The sequence below is a fragment of the Ruegeria sp. BJ6 genome (assembly GCF_056537885.1).
Genome location: NZ_JBQFSG010000006.1, coordinates 1 through 15,343, shown reverse-complemented (window position 1 = coordinate 15,343; position 15,343 = coordinate 1). Strand labels below are relative to the sequence as shown.

The 15,343-nt window shown below is 57.8% G+C and carries 17 protein-coding genes; 10 read left to right on the top strand and 7 right to left on the bottom strand.

Features of this window, described 5'->3' with window-relative positions; translation table 11 throughout:
* Positions 1–80 precede the first annotated feature (80 nt).
* Positions 81–386, bottom strand: a complete 306-nt coding sequence (locus ACR0D6_RS13475; RefSeq protein ID WP_170653988.1) for a hypothetical protein — start codon at positions 384–386, stop codon at positions 81–83.
* 137 nt (positions 387–523) lie between these two features.
* Here ACR0D6_RS13475 and recO point away from each other — a divergent pair, with 137 nt between their 5' ends.
* Entirely contained in the window at positions 524–1,249 is a 726-nt protein-coding gene (gene recO, locus ACR0D6_RS13470; protein WP_170654424.1) for a DNA repair protein RecO, read from the top strand.
* Here the strand turns inward: recO and ACR0D6_RS13465 are convergent.
* A complete protein-coding gene (locus ACR0D6_RS13465) occupies positions 1,233–1,625 on the bottom strand; it encodes an META domain-containing protein (protein ID WP_170653986.1) in 393 nt (130 codons plus the stop codon). The two genes, recO and ACR0D6_RS13465, sit on opposite strands and share 17 nt — an antisense overlap.
* Before the next feature lie 473 nt (positions 1,626–2,098).
* Positions 2,099–3,790, bottom strand: coding sequence for an acyl-CoA dehydrogenase family protein (locus ACR0D6_RS13460; protein WP_480765855.1), 1,692 nt, complete (start codon positions 3,788–3,790; stop codon positions 2,099–2,101).
* Positions 3,791–3,934: 144 nt separating this feature from the next.
* On the opposite strand from ACR0D6_RS13460, the gene ACR0D6_RS13455 reads away from it, so the two are divergent.
* The gene (locus tag ACR0D6_RS13455) at positions 3,935–4,699 is read left to right on the top strand and encodes a sulfite exporter TauE/SafE family protein (RefSeq protein ID WP_480765854.1); all 765 of its coding nucleotides are present in this window, start codon (positions 3,935–3,937) and stop codon (positions 4,697–4,699) included.
* A gap of 4 nt (positions 4,700–4,703) precedes the next feature.
* On the opposite strand, the gene ACR0D6_RS13450 is transcribed toward ACR0D6_RS13455, so the two are convergent.
* The 3 genes from ACR0D6_RS13450 to ACR0D6_RS13440 form a co-directional block, all read right to left on the bottom strand.
* Positions 4,704–5,246 carry a hypothetical protein gene (locus ACR0D6_RS13450; RefSeq protein ID WP_480765853.1) on the bottom strand — a complete coding sequence of 181 codons (543 nt, stop codon included), beginning with the start codon at positions 5,244–5,246 and terminating at the stop codon, positions 4,704–4,706.
* A 33-nt stretch (positions 5,247–5,279) separates the two neighbouring features.
* On the bottom strand, positions 5,280–5,570 hold the full coding sequence (locus ACR0D6_RS13445; RefSeq protein WP_170653980.1) for a hypothetical protein: 291 nt from the start codon (positions 5,568–5,570) through the stop codon (positions 5,280–5,282).
* 363 nt (positions 5,571–5,933) lie between these two features.
* On the bottom strand, positions 5,934–7,532 hold the full coding sequence (locus tag ACR0D6_RS13440) for a phosphoenolpyruvate carboxykinase (protein WP_480730019.1): 1,599 nt from the start codon (positions 7,530–7,532) through the stop codon (positions 5,934–5,936).
* Between the two features lie 342 nt (positions 7,533–7,874).
* Between ACR0D6_RS13440 and ACR0D6_RS13435 the strand changes: the two genes are divergently transcribed.
* From ACR0D6_RS13435 to ACR0D6_RS13405, 7 genes are read left to right on the top strand one after another with little or no spacing between them, the layout of a single operon-like run.
* Positions 7,875–8,579, top strand: a complete 705-nt coding sequence (locus ACR0D6_RS13435) for a response regulator transcription factor (RefSeq protein WP_170653976.1) — start codon at positions 7,875–7,877, stop codon at positions 8,577–8,579.
* Positions 8,580–8,612: 33 nt separating this feature from the next.
* On the top strand, positions 8,613–10,334 hold the full coding sequence (locus ACR0D6_RS13430; RefSeq protein ID WP_480765852.1) for an ATP-binding protein: 1,722 nt from the start codon (positions 8,613–8,615) through the stop codon (positions 10,332–10,334).
* A 27-nt stretch (positions 10,335–10,361) separates the two neighbouring features.
* The gene (locus ACR0D6_RS13425; RefSeq protein ID WP_480765851.1) at positions 10,362–10,808 is read left to right on the top strand and encodes an HPr kinase/phosphorylase; all 447 of its coding nucleotides are present in this window, start codon (positions 10,362–10,364) and stop codon (positions 10,806–10,808) included.
* Entirely contained in the window at positions 10,793–11,686 is an 894-nt protein-coding gene (rapZ, locus tag ACR0D6_RS13420; protein ID WP_480765850.1) for an RNase adapter RapZ, read from the top strand. The genes ACR0D6_RS13425 and rapZ overlap by 16 nt, the downstream gene beginning before the upstream one ends.
* On the top strand, positions 11,683–12,075 hold the full coding sequence (locus ACR0D6_RS13415) for a PTS sugar transporter subunit IIA domain-containing protein (protein ID WP_170653968.1): 393 nt from the start codon (positions 11,683–11,685) through the stop codon (positions 12,073–12,075). The genes rapZ and ACR0D6_RS13415 overlap by 4 nt, the downstream gene beginning before the upstream one ends.
* Positions 12,076–12,091: 16 nt before the next feature.
* The gene (locus tag ACR0D6_RS13410; protein WP_170653966.1) at positions 12,092–12,361 is read left to right on the top strand and encodes an HPr family phosphocarrier protein; all 270 of its coding nucleotides are present in this window, start codon (positions 12,092–12,094) and stop codon (positions 12,359–12,361) included.
* A 41-nt stretch (positions 12,362–12,402) separates the two neighbouring features.
* Positions 12,403–13,290: a lysophospholipid acyltransferase family protein gene (locus ACR0D6_RS13405; protein WP_170653964.1), complete on the top strand. Its 888-nt coding sequence runs from the start codon at positions 12,403–12,405 to the stop codon at positions 13,288–13,290.
* A gap of 77 nt (positions 13,291–13,367) precedes the next feature.
* Here the strand turns inward: ACR0D6_RS13405 and ACR0D6_RS13400 are convergent, their stop codons facing one another.
* A complete protein-coding gene (locus ACR0D6_RS13400; RefSeq protein ID WP_170653962.1) occupies positions 13,368–14,243 on the bottom strand; it encodes a 3-hydroxybutyryl-CoA dehydrogenase in 876 nt (291 codons plus the stop codon).
* Between the two features lie 165 nt (positions 14,244–14,408).
* Between ACR0D6_RS13400 and ACR0D6_RS13395 the strand changes: the two genes are divergently transcribed.
* Positions 14,409–15,236, top strand: coding sequence for a DUF6473 family protein (locus ACR0D6_RS13395; protein WP_480765849.1), 828 nt, complete (start codon positions 14,409–14,411; stop codon positions 15,234–15,236).
* Positions 15,237–15,343: the final 107 nt, after the last annotated feature.

Genomic DNA, 15,343 nt, shown 5'->3' with positions numbered 1-15,343 from the left:
GGGCGGCAAGCTGACCTACGAAAAACCCGACTAGGCCAGGCGACGGCCCTGCCTTTGCCTCGGTTCACGGGTCGCAAGGCTCACCAGCCGCTGGTTTTAGCGGAAATATCGTGGCCTGTGGCGCTTGGCGCGCCCCCGGCAAAATCACGCACCTTGCCCGCAAACTCCTTGAAATAGGGCTGGGCTTGTACATGGGCCAGCGTCTCGGCGCTGTCCCATCGGCCCCAGTGAAACCGGGTCTTGCCATCGTCCGCGACAGCGACCTGATAAGTGAATTTACCGGATGCGTCCGGATCTGCGTTGATCGCAGCAATGAACGCGCCGGTTGCGGCGGTCCAATCATCTTCGTTGCCGCTGTATTCGTAGGTGATCGTGATCCCGCGCATAACGAATTCCTCTTTTTAACATGATTGTTAAATAACTTTCAGAACACAGGGCAGGTTGTCAAGGGCGATGACCCTTGCAGGAGGCCACTGGTTGCGGTCTTTTAGCCGTGCCGGAACATTGGGGTGGGGTACGAGATTTGGATTGGCGAGATCACGGCATACTGCTGACCACCCGCCGCCATGGTGAAACCGCAGCCATTATCGAGGTCTTTACCGAATCCCACGGTCGCCACGCAGGCGTCGTGCGGGGCGGGACAAGCCGCAAGGTCGCGCCGATCCTGCAACCTGGCGCGCAGCTTGACGTCATCTGGCGTGCGCGACTTGAAGAGCATCTGGGCGCTTTCCAGGTCGAACCGCTGCGGTCGCGCGCGGCGGCAGCGTTTTCCGGGCGTCTGGCCCTGGCCGGTTTGAATGCGGTGGTTTCGCTGCTGTCTTTCTGTTTGCCTGAACGCGAACCGCATCCGCACATCTACACCCCGACCGAGCGGTTGATGGACCTGCTCGGTCAGGACGACATCTGGCCACTTGCCTATCTGCGCTGGGAACTGGCATTGCTCGAAGAGTTGGGTTTTGGCCTTGACCTGACCAGCTGTGCGGTGACCGGCGCGCGCGAAGGGCTGATCTATGTCTCGCCCAAATCCGGGCGTGCGGTCAGTGCGGACGGGGCAGGGGAATGGGCGGACAGGCTGTTGCCGTTGCCACCTTGCCTGCGCGGCGAAGGAACCGCCCCCGATGATGAAATCGCGACGGGTCTGAATACAACCGGTTACTTTCTTGAACACCGGGTCGCCCCTGCGCTGGGTCACACCCCCTTGCCAGAGGCGCGTGCCAGATTTGTCGAGCGGTTTACTCGGCGGCTTTGAACAGCATCTCGTGCCCGTCTTCGTTCCGCAGGATCAAAACATCGCCCGACACTTCGGATTGTGTCATGGCCATGAGCGCCGCGAAATATGCCCCTTCGGCTTCCAGATCAGGGCAGGCGGCGCGGGTAGCAGCCAGATCAGTGATTTCGAACCACGGATAGGGCGCGTCGAGGGTGCCACTAAAGCTGTTACAGGGCGCCCGCCCAGCGATCTGACCCGCCTCGGGAAAGCTGATCGTGGCTGATGCGACAAAGGGCTGCCCATCTATTTCCTGCAATGTCCATGTGCGATCTGCGGCGCCATAGGCGGCGACGGATTCATCCCTGTCGCACTGGAACAGGGCAATAAATGGCAGCAAAACAACGGATCGCAACATCGAGGTATCCAGAAGGTTGTGGTTTCAGGAAAAAGGAGTGGAATTCAGATCAGAGTGCTCAGGTTAGCGGCCAGGATCAAGGTGCCAAAAAGCAAGGCCATGCAACCAACAACCCTAAGAATCCATCGATTAATGAGGTTGTTCATTCTAACAAATTTGGGAAAACGGGCCTTTAACCTGCGGTAACGCGGTCTGAGCCGCGCTGCCCTTTCATCGAATCTTTTATAAACAGCTTCCCGAGACACGATCAAGAAGACGATCCCTAGGGTACAAGTGACCAGTCCAAGTGCCAAGCGGAAATACAGATCAAACAAGTTTTCTTCCTTCACGCTTGGGACCGTTAAACTGAGCAAGCTGTTAGGCTTTGGGTGAAAGTCTGCTTTGCTCCGATTTCACAAAAAGGCCAAGCGCAAAAAAGAAAAGGCCCGGTTTTGACACCGAGCCCAGTTGGGGAAATATGACAGGTCGGCGGCCTAGCTCAGCAGCCGACGCGCGATCACTTGCGCCTGAATTTCAGCGGCGCCTTCAAAGATGTTCAGGATGCGGGCGTCGCAAAGAACGCGGGAGATCTTGTATTCCAGCGCAAAGCCGTTGCCGCCGTGAATCTGCAATCCGTTATCCGCCGCAGCCCAGGCCACACGCGCGCCCAGCAGTTTGGCCATTCCGGCCTCAAGGTCGCAGCGCTGGCCGTGATCCTTTTCCCAGGCCGAGAAATAGGTCAGCTGGCGCGCGATCATGATCTCGACCGCCATCATCGCCAGTTTGCCCGAGACGCGAGGGAAGTTGATCAGGGATTTACCGAACTGTTTGCGATCCTGTGCGTATTGCATGGCGATATCCAGCGCACATTGCGCAACGCCTATGGCGCGGGCCGCAGTTTGGATCCGAGCGGATTCGAAGGTTTCCATGAGCTGTTTGAAGCCCTTGCCCTCTTCTCCGCCCAGCAGGTTCTCACCTTTGACATGGAAGCCGTCAAAGCCCAGCTCGTATTCCTTCATGCCGCGATAGCCCAGCACTTCGATCTCGCCGCCGGTCATGCCGGGAGTGGGAAAGGGGTTCTCGTCCGTGCCGGGTGTCTTTTCCGCCAGGAACATCGACAGGCCACGGTGATCCGTCGTGTCCGGGTTGGTGCGCGCCAGCAGGGTCATTACATGGGTCCGTGCGGCGTGGGTGATCCAGGTTTTGTTGCCGGTGATCTTGTAGTCGCCGTTTTCATCCTTCACCGCGCGGGTGCGCAGTGAGCCCAGATCAGACCCGGTATTCGGTTCGGTGAATACGGCCGTCGGCAGGATTTCAGCGCTGGCAATGCGGGGCAGCCAGCTTGCCTTCTGCTCGTCCGTTCCTCCCGCGATGATCAGTTCGGCGGCAATTTCCGAGCGGGTGCCAAGTGAACCGACACCGATATAACCGCGTGACAGTTCCTCGGACACGACGCACATCGATGCCTTGGACAGGCCGAACCCGCCGAATTCCTCGGGGATGGTCAGGCCAAAGACGCCCATTTCTGCCAGTTCCTCGATGATTTCCATCGGGATCAGTTCATCGTTCAGATGCCAGTCATGTGCGTTCGGTTCGACCTTTTCCTGTGCATAGCGGCGGAACTGGTCGCGGATCATTTCCAGTTCTTCGTCCAGACCGGATGCGCCGAACATGGTGGCTCCGGACTGGGCCTCCATAAGCTCGACCAGACGGGTGCGCGCGGCCTGAGTGTTGGCCTGACCCATCAAAGTCTGCACTTCGGCGCATTGAAAGCCAGACAGCGCGTCCCAGCCCAGCCCCAGATCCTGCAGGCGCACGACCTCGGTCTGGTTCATCGGGATACCGCCCGCGACCTGATGCAGGTACTCTCCAAACGCGATCTGGTGCAGCAACTGCTCCATCTCGCCAAACTTGCCCTGCGTCTCCAATGCCTCGGCCCAGCGCTGCATCTGTTGCAGAGACTGGTTGTAGGTCGCCAGCCAGGACAGGCCATGCGCAGCCGTCTGGTTCGCCTCGATCAGTGCGCCAGACACCTTGCCATCGCTGCTCACCATGGCCCGGACAGAATCGCGGGCGCGTTCAAAAACGGTTTCGACTGCGGGCAGGGCCGCACGGGTCAAAGCCAGAAGATCGGGCAAAATTGCAGGTGTTGTCATATCGGTCACATCCTGTCCGTCATGGGCCATGAATCACGTCCTTCTTTCGGGTTGTCTGGTCATATCATGCTGCACGTGCAGCGCAACAAAAATACGCAATGCCATTAGAAAACGTTCGAAAATTACCCAGTAATTTTTGCAGTGCAGAGAAGTTTCCGAATGATATGAAGGGGCATGTCTCTGTTTTCGCTGTTTACGCCCCAAGATCTGGCCATCGCATGTGCCGTTGCGGTTCTGGCCGGGATGATCAAGGGAATGGTGGGATTCGCTATGCCCATGATTATGGTTTCAGGTCTGAGCATGATGCTCCCGCCCGATGTCGCGTTGGCGGGATTGATCCTGCCGACGCTGGCGACCAATGGCGTGCAGGCCCTGCGCGAGGGGGCGGAGGCCGCGATCCGCTCGATCCGCGCATTTCGGGTGTTTCTGAGTGTCGGGCTGATCTTTCTTTTGATCAGCGCGCAATTGGTTAGCCTCGTTCCTGCCTCGACCTTCCTGATGATGATCGGTGCCCCGGTTGTGTTCTTTGCCCTGCTTCAGTTACTGGGTTTCAGACTGACCTTGCAGCAAAGATCGCCCCGGATCGAAGCGGTGGCAGGGTCCATCGCGGGCTTTATCGGAGGCATGTCCGGGGTGTGGGGGCCGCCCACGGTTGCTTATCTGACCGCGCTGAATACACCAAAAAACGATCAGGTTCGCATTCAGGGTGTGATCTATGGTCTGGGTGCCGCCGCACTGACTGTCGCCCATATGGGATCGGGGATTCTCAGGGCCGAAACGGTCCCGTTTTCCCTGCTGCTGATCACACCCGCGCTGGCTGGTCTATGGCTGGGGATGCAATTGCAGGACAGGATCGATCAAGCCACGTTTCGTAAGGCGACCCTGTTCGTTCTGCTGCTTGCGGGGCTGAACCTTGTCCGGCGTGCGTTGACAGGGTGAAAATTCATCCACGCGTTTCAAAATAGCGAAAGGCAAAAAGCAAACCCAGCATCAGGAAAAACAGGCCGGAAATGTCGCCGATCAGGAAGGCGATATATTCAACCGTGGCGCTGCCGAAGGCCATGTTTGTCAGGCTGGACATCAGAAACGAAGTGACGACCCCAACGCCCATGATGCACGCCCAACATGGTTTGCGGTCAGGTTTGGGAAACAAGTCCCATCCGATCCATTTCAGTGCGTAGAATACCGCAGGAGCAGTCGTGACGGCGATCAGGATCGCCATAATGCGGCTTGGCAAGAAAACATCCGTTCCGCCGATATATGCAAATACCAGAATCACCCCGGGTAGCAGGGCAAAAATGGCACGCCATCCCAGCAACCAGGCTGCCAATATCCGAACACCATGCGGCAGAAACAGCAGGCTCGCGCGGCTGGGATATTCGGGAAAGAACATGTTCTGAAGTGGCGACAAAACCTCGAAGGTCAGTATCGACGCCACGACATAGGCCAGCGAGGCAAAGAATGTTTCGGAAACCCAAGCGCGCACGTGATTCAGCCGCTGCCGCTTGGGGTGCGACCGCTATTTGGGGGCATGAACGACGTAACGTCCCCTGTTTGCAGTCCCGCTTTGCGAAAGGTAACCCTTTTGAACCAAGGATTTCAGCGCGCGAAAGAAGGTCGGGCGCGAAACGCTCTGCAGCAGAGTGTGTTCGATCAGACCAAAGGTGCGGACCTCTTGTTCGGATTTGGACAATTCACCTGCGGCATAATAGATGTCGCGTTCAACCGGCGACAACTCCTCCAACCCCAGCGTGCGTTCCATGCTTTGCATCAGTTTGCGCAATTCGGCGAGTTTCGAAATTTCTGTCATAGCTTTACCACTTTGCCGTCATGTCAATACAGGCACGGATAACTTGTCCGGGCCGTCCTGAACCGGGGCATTGCCCTCAGGTCTCGTATTGACACTCATCCCCTTTATAATACTGTAGCTTTCGTATTAGGCAGCTTTGATCGCGAATGTGAGTGAGTGCGCATAAGTTGCCCAAAGTTTCTTTCAATTCACGCCCGGCGCCAACGCGTCGGGCGATTTTGGTAGTAGTTAGTCGAAATACCGCATGATTTGTGGCCGGGCAACGGATTTGTATATTCGTTCACCCAAATACAACCATATATAGATTGATCTTGTCGCTGTGCGACAGACGGTTGTGAAAGAGGCGCGAGCGCCTCTTTCCCGTTAACCGATGGCGACGGCTTTTACGTCTTCGTCGATGAAGGGCAGATATTGTTCGAAGTTCTCGGCAAACATCTGCACCAGTTTTTCCGCCTGCTTGTCGAACGCGGCCTGATCATCCCAGGTCCGGCGCGGGTCCAGTAGAACCTCGGCCACGCCCGGGGCCGAGACCGGAACGTCAAACCCGAAATTGGAGTCCTTGCGATACTCTGCCTCGGTCAGCGATCCGTCCAGAGCGGCCGTCAGCAGCGCCCGGGTTGCCTTGATCGGCATCCGGCTGCCAACACCATAGGCGCCGCCGGTCCAGCCTGTGTTGACCAGCCAGCAGGTCGCGCCGTGCTGGGCGATCTTTTCGCGCAGCAGGTTGCCGTAAACTTCGGGGCGGCGCGGCATGAACGGTGCGCCGAAACAGGTCGAGAATGTCGGCTGCGGCTCGGTAACGCCACGCTCGGTTCCGGCGACCTTGGAGGTAAAGCCCGACAGGAAGTGATACATGGCCTGCGCCGGTGTGAGCCGTGCGATCGGAGGCAAAACACCGAAGGCGTCGCAGGTCAGCATGATGATGTTCTTCGGATGTCCACCCAAAGCGCTGCCGGACGCGTTCGAGATATACTCCAGCGGATAGGCACAGCGCATGTTGGCTGTCAGCGAATCGTCGTTGAAATCCAGCTCTTTGGTTTCCGGGTCGAACACCATGTTCTCGATCACCGTGCCGAACTTGGAAGTCGTGGCATAGATTTCGGGCTCGGCTTCGGCGTTCAGGTTGATCGTCTTGGCATAGCAGCCGCCTTCAAAGTTGAAGGTGCCGCGATCCGACCAGCCATGTTCGTCATCACCGATCAACACCCGCGCCGGGTCAGCCGACAGGGTGGTCTTGCCGGTTCCGGAAAGGCCAAAGAACACCGCCGTGTCGACCGGGTTGCCGACCGCGTGGTTGGCCGAGCAGTGCATCGGCATCACGCCTTTTTCGGGCAGCATATAGTTGAGCAGAGTGAAAACGGATTTCTTGTTCTCGCCCGCATATTCGGTGCCACCGATCAGGATCAGCTTGCGGTCAAAGTTCAGCGCAATCACTGTCTCGCTCTGGCAGCCGTGCTTTTCAGGATTTGCCTGAAAGCTGGGGCAGTTGATGACCGTGAAGTCGGCGGTGAACTCGTCCAGATCTTCGCGATCCGGGCGACGCAGCAGGTGACGGATGAACAGGTTGTGCCAAGCCAGTTCGGTTACCATGCGAACGTTTATCGAGTAGGAGGGGTCGGCGCCACCGACGAGATCCTGCACGAAATAGTCGCGGCCCTTCATATGCTCCAGCATATCGGCATAAAGCGCGTCGAAACCTTCCGGGCTCATCGCGGCGTTGTTTTCCCACCAGATGGTGTCTGACACGCTGTCGGTTTTTACAACGTGTTTGTCCTTGGGCGAGCGGCCAGTGAATTTGCCGGTGGTGACCAGAAAGGCCCCGCCATTTCCAAGCGTGCCTTCGTTCCGCTTGAGTGCCTCTTCGATCAGCGCCGGTTCCATGAAGTTGTAATAGACATTGCCCAGACCCTCGATGCCCTGATCTTCGAGGCGGAATTGCGGGTTAACCCGTCCAGATGTCATGCGTATTCTCTCCTATGGCGGCGCTGCGGCGATTGGGGCCATCTGCGCTCATTGGGCAAATTACCGGATCGTTCCGGCGGATGCGCGCGTCTTATCATGGTCGTTCGGGGCATGAACAGGACGGTTTGGCGCAGTTAGCGCAACCAAGCTAAGGTTTAGCGCCATCATGAAAATTCTGTAGCAGTCCGGGCGGTGAAAGGCGGTCAACTAAGGTATTTTTGCCGCAACACTGTGGCGATAAGTGCACAATTTGCGAATTCGCATTGATTCGCCGCCTCAAAAACGCCATGAATGCGGTGCAAATAGGCGAAATATCGCGTATAGAGAGCAGGGGCATTTCCCATGTCTAAGATTGCACTGGTGGATGACGACAGAAACATCCTGACGTCCGTATCCATGACGCTCGAGGCCGAAGGGTTCGAGGTCGAAACCTATAATGACGGTCAGGCGGCGCTGGATGCGTTCAACAAAAAGCTGCCGGACATGGCCGTTCTGGATATCAAGATGCCAAGGATGGATGGCATGGATCTGCTGCAGCGTTTGCGGCAGAAAACCCAGATGCCGGTTATCTTTCTGACTTCCAAAGATGATGAGATCGACGAAGTTCTGGGCTTGCGGATGGGGGCAGACGACTATGTCAAAAAGCCGTTCTCCCAACGTCTGCTTGTTGAACGAATTCGCGCATTGCTGCGCCGTCAGGAAGTCACTTCCGGCGATGCTCCGGTCGCAAATACCGGTGATGCCAAGGTGATGGAGCGCGGACATCTGCGCATGGACCCTCTGCGGCACGCGGTCAGCTGGAAGGGCAACGATGTGTCCCTGACAGTCACCGAGTTCCTGCTGTTGCAGGCGCTGGCGCAGCGTCCGGGTTTTGTCAAAAGCCGTGATCAGCTGATGGACGTGGCCTATGATGATCAGGTCTATGTGGATGACCGTACCATCGACAGCCATATCAAGCGCCTGCGCAAAAAGATGCGTACGGCTGATGCCGAATTCTCGGCAATTGAGACCCTTTATGGGATCGGCTACAGGTACAACGAAGATTAAGCGCGGCAGCCGGAAATGAGTTAAGGGGTTTTCGTGCGGGATACCGGAGAAGTTAGCGGACCACGCGACGGGGACGTCGTTCTTGGGGATGACTGGGTCATCCCGCAAGACCCGGCATCATCCGAATTGCGCTCGAAGCGATCAGGGCGCAACCTGTTTGCGCTCAGGGGATCGCCGCTTGCGCGCAAGATCATCACGTTCAACCTTATCGCGCTCGTCATTCTTGTTGCCGGTCTGCTTTACCTGGATGATTCGCGGAAAGAACAGGTGCAGCAACGCGCGCGCAGCGTTGTCGGCGACGCGCAACTGGTCAGTAATGTATTCGAAACCCAGCTTCGCGACGGTCCAGCAGACAGCCTGACCAGCGGAAGCGGCATCGACGTCAAGGAAACACTGGCCGGCCTCAGCCTGCGGGACGGGGTCGAAGTGTTCGTTTACGACCAGGCCGGCACACTTGTCGGCTGGACGCGCGGGAAGGCTCCGGACTCAAATCTGCCGGCGCTCATGCGGACCGACAGCGCGACCGCTGCAGGTAACACGCTGATCAGCGATGCGCTCACCGCGGTGTGGAACGGCGTCTCATCGGTTTTCAGCGGTTCCGCGCACAGTGTTTCACCGCCTTTGGCGGACCGGATTCAGGCGCTGATCCCCGACGCGATCGCAGGGCATGTGCAGGTGAATGCAGTGTCCGATTCAGTTGGCGACACGGTTATCGTGTCAGCCACACCGATAATGCGTGACGGAATTGCCATCGGTGCAATTGCCATGTCCGGTCCTGCGGGCGAAATTGACGCGCTCAGCCGACAGGAACAGGAACGCGTTCTGCAGATGTTCGTGATCGCGCTTTTGGTTTCGGTGGGGCTGAGCCTTGTTCTGGCTTCAACAATCGCCAACCCGCTGGCGGATCTGGCCGCTGCTGCGGAAATGGGCAAGGATCGGGGGACACGGCAAGTCAATCCCGGGCGCATCCGCATTCCGGACCTCACGGCCCGCCCGGACGAGATCGGGCGCCTCAGCCGCGCGCTGCGGGGTATGGTCTCGGCGCTGTACAACCGTATCGAGGCCAATGAACAATTTGCGGCGGATGTGGCGCATGAGATCAAGAACCCTCTTGCCAGCCTGCAATCTGCGGTTGGCACTCTGCGGTTCATAAAACGAGAGGATCAGCGGGACAAATTGCTTGATGTCATCGAGCAGGACGTGCGCCGCCTGGACCGTCTGGTCAGCGATATCTCCAACGCCTCGCGTCTGGATGCCGAACTGGTGAAGGAAGATCAGCAACCTTTCGACCTGCTGAAGCTTTTGGAGAATCTTGGTCAATACCTTGGCGAAGACGCCAGATCCAAGGGAATCGACTATATTTCCGACCTGCCGTCTGATCCGATCGTGATCGAAGGGCTTGAGGCGCGGCTGGCGCAGGTATTTGTAAATCTGATCACCAATGCGATTTCGTTTTGTCAGGATGGCGACGCAATCCGCGTCTGGGCCCGGCGACGCGACAACCGGGTTCTGGTCGTTGTCGAAGACACCGGCCCGGGCATTCCGGACGAAGCTTTGGCCAAGGTGTTCAAGCGATTCTACTCGCAACGGCCAGTTGAACATTTCGGTAAGAATTCCGGTCTCGGCCTTGCGATATCCAAACAAATCGTGGAGGCGCATGGTGGCGTGATCTGGGCCGAAAACATCCGCCCGACCGAGGCCGATATCACATCCGAGCCTTTGGGCGCGCGATTCGTCGTGGGGCTTCCTGTCTGACCCATGAGTGTGCGGGTTCTGTCAGCCGTGACCAATCAGGACGCCGCGACAGTCCACGCAAGTTGCGTCACTCTTCATGATCGGGGATTGCTGATTACCGGAAGGTCGGGCTCGGGAAAATCCGCACTTGCGCTCCAGATGATGGGGATGGGCGCGGCCCTCGTATCGGACGACCGGGTCAATCTGTGGATGGAGGGCGAAACGGTTGCAGCTCAGGCGCCCGAACCGATACGCGGTCTGATCGAAGCCCGCGGTATCGGCCTGTTGCAGGCCGACCCGGTAGGGCCCGTCAGCCTTGCTTGGGTGCTTGATCTGGATACCGAGGAAACTGCCCGTTTGCCGGAACCGGAAAACGTGCAGGTTCTCAAACAGTCCCTTCCCTTGCTTCGCGCTGTAAAATCCCCACATTTTGCCGCATCTTTGGTTCAATTGATGAAAACGGGGCGTGTCGGACCGGAATGGCCCAGAACTTGAATTCACAAAGACGTATCGTGCTGGTGACAGGCCCGTCAGGGGCGGGTCGCTCGACGGCGATCCATGTGCTCGAAGACCTCGGGTTCGAAGCCATCGATAACCTGCCGATGGGATTGCTTGAGCGTCTTCTGGAAGGCCCGGAACCAATGCGCCCCATGGCGCTTGGCATAGATGCCCGGAACCGCGATTTTTCGACAATCGGGTTTCTCGAACTGGTATCGAAACTCGGCCGGATGGAGCAGTTAGACCTGACAACGCTCTATTTGGATTGCAGTGACGAAGTGCTGCTACGTCGGTTCTCCGAAACGCGCCGCCGTCACCCGATGGCCTCGGATGCCAGTCCTGAAACGGGGATTCAGCAGGAAAAGGAACTGCTGCAACCCATCCGGGAAATTGCTGACACGCTGATCGATTCCAGCACGCTGAACATCCATCAACTGCGCGAAGAGGTTGAGCATTGGTTTGCCCCGGAAGGGGGGCGCCATCTAGCGGTATCGATCGAGTCCTTTTCCTACAAACGTGGGCTGCCGCGCGGGCTGGACATGGTCTTTGACTGCCGGTTTCTGGCCAACCCCTACTGGAAACCCGAATTGCGCGCCGCTGACGGTCGAAATCCGGATGTGGCGAACTATGTAGGTGCAGATGCGAATTACGCGCCCTTCTTCGAACGGATCGTGGATCTGCTGCGCATTCTGTTGCCCGCCTATCGCGCCGAGGGCAAAGCGCACCTGTCAGTGGCCTTCGGATGCACCGGCGGACAACACAGGTCGGTGACCGTGGCCGAAGCGGTCGCAAAGGCACTTGCAGAGCAGGGGCAGCAGGTGGCAATTAGGCATCGCGAAATGGAACGTCGCTCTTTGAATGTGAGGCCGGATTGATCGGGATCGTAATCGTAGCGCATGGGGGTCTGGCTCAGGAATACCTGGCCGCCATGCAGCATGTCGTGGGGCAGCAGCCGGGGCTTGTCGCAGTTCCGATCGAAGCCGACCATGACCGCGAGGCCAAGCAGATTGAAATCTGTGCCGCTGCCGACGGGGTGGATACCGGGGATGGTGTTGTCGTGGTAACCGACCTGTTCGGCGGCAGCCCATCGAACCTCAGCCTGCGTGCCTGCGCGCCGCAGGATCGTCGCATTCTCTATGGGGCAAATCTTCCGATGCTGATCAAACTGGCCAAAAGCCGCCACCTGCCGGTTGCGGATGCCGTCCGCCACGCGATGGAGGCTGGACGGAAGTACATTAATACGCAAAATGTTACGTTAGATTGAACCGGAATTTTTGAATATGATCAATCGCAGTTTGAAAATCGTCAATGAAAAGGGCTTGCACGCCCGCGCGTCGGCCAAGCTGGTCGAAGTTGTGGAAGGTTTTGACGCTACGGCAGAGGTGTCCAAGGACGGACTTTATGCGTCTGGCGACAGCATTATGGGGCTTTTGATGTTGGCAGCGTCGCGCGGAACCACTATTGACGTCGAAACGTCCGGCCCGGATGCTGAGGCATTGGCGGACGCTCTTGAGACTCTTGTGAACGACAAGTTCGGCGAAGGGTTCTGATTTCGCAGCCGCTGCGATGGGAAGAACGGGAAGACCAGGAATTGGCGGAAACCGCTCACGATACCAAGACCGGACCGATGGCGGATGGGGCCAAAGATCAGGGCGAAATCTACGACCGTAGAACCCTGACTTATGCCAATTCGTTTGATGATGCCTGGACCTCGACCGCCATCCGGGCCATCGAATGGTGTACGGGAAAACTGACCATCCTGCGCATGGTCAACAAGTTCGAAAAGCAGAACGAGCTTTACCGCGGTCAGAAGTTCTGGGGCGGCGCGCTCAAGGTCATGGGCATAGACCTGACCACGCCTGAAGAACAGTTCGCCCGCATACCGAAAGAAGGGCCGGTGATCGTGGTCGCAAACCACCCGCACGGCATGGTTGACGGGATGATCTTTGCCGAACTCATTGGCCGCGTGCGCAGCGACTATCGAATTCTGACCCGTTCGGTCCTGACCGGCCTTGACGAGGCGGCGACTTCGTTCATGATCCCGGTGCCGTTTCCTCACGATCCCGAAGCGCAGTCCAAAATGCTCGAGATGCGCGGCAAGGCAATGAAACATCTGGCCGAAGGCGGGGTTGTCGCCTTGTTCCCGTCAGGTGTGGTTATGTCATCCGACAACTGGTTCGGCCCGGCGATCGAGCGGGAATGGAATGTCTTCACTGCCAAAATGATCCGTCGTTCAGGTGCGAAGGTTGTACCCATATTTTTCCCCGGCTCAAATTCGCGCTGGTATCAGATCGCCAACCGGATTTCCCCGATCCTGCGTCAGGGTCTGCTGCTGCACGAAATCGTCCGATCCTGCAACAAACCGCAATCGCCGGTGATCGGAGAACCTGTATCCGACGAAGACATGAAGCTGCTGGAACGCGATCCGCGCGGCTTCATGGCGTGGCTGCGCAAACATACCTTGTCGCTGCGCGACTGACCCGCCGCTTCCTTTTGCCGAAAATATCCCCGGGGTAAGCCCGAATTTCATCCGGGCGAGGGGTTGGCCCCCTCCTGTTACCGCGTCGGAACCGGAACGTCCCCACGGTAATCATAGAATCCCCGTTCGGTCTTGCGGCCAAGCCACCCGGCCTCGACATATTTCGTCAACAAGGGGCAGGGGCGATATTTGGTGTCGGCCAGCCCTTCATGCAGAACGTTCATGATGGCAAGACAGGTATCCAGCCCGATGAAATCGGCCAGCTCCAGCGGGCCCATCGGATGATTGGCACCCAATTTCATTGACTGGTCGATGGACTGCACGTTCCCGACCCCCTCATAGAGGGTATAGACCGCCTCGTTGATCATCGGCATCAGGATGCGATTCACGATAAAGGCCGGAAAATCTTCGGCGCTTGCCGCGGTTTTGCCCAAACGGTCGACGACGGCCTTACAGGCCTTGAACGTCGCCTCATCGGTGGCAATCCCGCGAATCAGCTCAACCAGCTGCATCACCGGCACCGGGTTCATGAAATGAAACCCCATGAACCGCTCGGGTCGGTCCGTGCGGCTGGCCAACCGCGTTATCGAAATCGAGGACGTGTTGGATGTCAGAATTGTATGGGGTTGCAGATGCGGCTGCAGGTCCTCGAAAATCGCCTGCTTGATCGCTTCGCGCTCTGTTGCCGCTTCGATGACCAGATCGGTCTGCCCCAGCTCGGGCAAGGCAAGCGTGGTTGAAATCCGCTTCAGCGCCGCATGCAGCTGATCGTCCGAGATTTTCCCCCGACCGGCCTGACGCGCCAGATTGGCCTCGATCGTCACCATCGCGCTGTCCAGCGCGTCCTGGCTTACGTCGGTCAGCATTACGTCATATTCCGCCAATGCCAGAACATGAGCGATCCCATTGCCCATCTGACCCGCGCCAATCACTCCGACCGATTTTATGTCCATTCCGAAGATGCCTTTTTCCACAGGGTGCCGCGACCTTACCGGCAGTGCGGGGCAGGCGGCAAGAGGCAGAGGAGCAGACGATTTGCTTCAAATGCGCACATTAGCGGAATCGCAATACTTGCGGCTTCAAGGTGGCAACCGGGTGAACAAAATTGGGTGAGTGAGATGAGCTATCTTAATCCGGGCCTTCCTGCGGCCACTGAAACCAGTTGTATGTATGGGGGCTCAAAACTTCAGTTTCGCGGTCCTCAACGGGCGCTTGAGGGATCATATATCGCCTGTTTCGGCGGGGTCGAAACCTTTGGCCGGTTTGTCGACCGGCCATATTCGTCCCTGCTGGAACAACGGCTGGATCGAAAGTGCATTAATTTCGGGAGCCTCTCTTGCGGGCTTGAGGCGCTGTCACAAGACCGGAACGTGCCAGACCTCATGAATGGATCAAATATCTGCGTGCTGCAGGTCCCCGGCGCGACAGGCGTCTCGAACCGGTTCTACCGCGTTCATCCGCGCCGCAACGACCGCTTTCTGCAACCCACAAAGGATCTGATTGCACTCTACCCCGAGGTGGACTTCACCGATTTCCACTTCGTGCGCCACCTGCTGAGTCACCTGCTGCAATACGCGGATGCACGATTCGAGGTCATTGCGCAGGAGTTGCGGCAGATATGGATCACACGCATGCGCAGTCTTTTGGAACGGATCAATCGTCCGGTCATCCTGCTCTGGCTCCGCTACGAGGGAGAGCTGGCCATTGCGCAGGGCGGCCTACTTGGCTGCGAGCCGGCGCTGGTGGGCGCCGATATGATCGCCAAGGTGCAGGATCGTTGCGCCCGGGTTATCGAAACGCCAGTGCGGGTATCCGGTGAGTCCGAGGAATTGGAGGATATGTTGTTCGGAACGCTGCAACAGCCGCTTGCCGAACACATGCTGGGCCCCGCGATGCATCAGCGAATTGCCGAAGACCTCTATCGCGCCGTGCTGGAGGTCGAATAAAAAAAGGCCCGCCATTTGGCGGGCCTTGCAGGATTTTTCGTCGAAAAATCTCTGTTCCAACTCAACCGAGTTTTTCGGTGAGTTCCGGGACTGCAGCGAACAGGTCT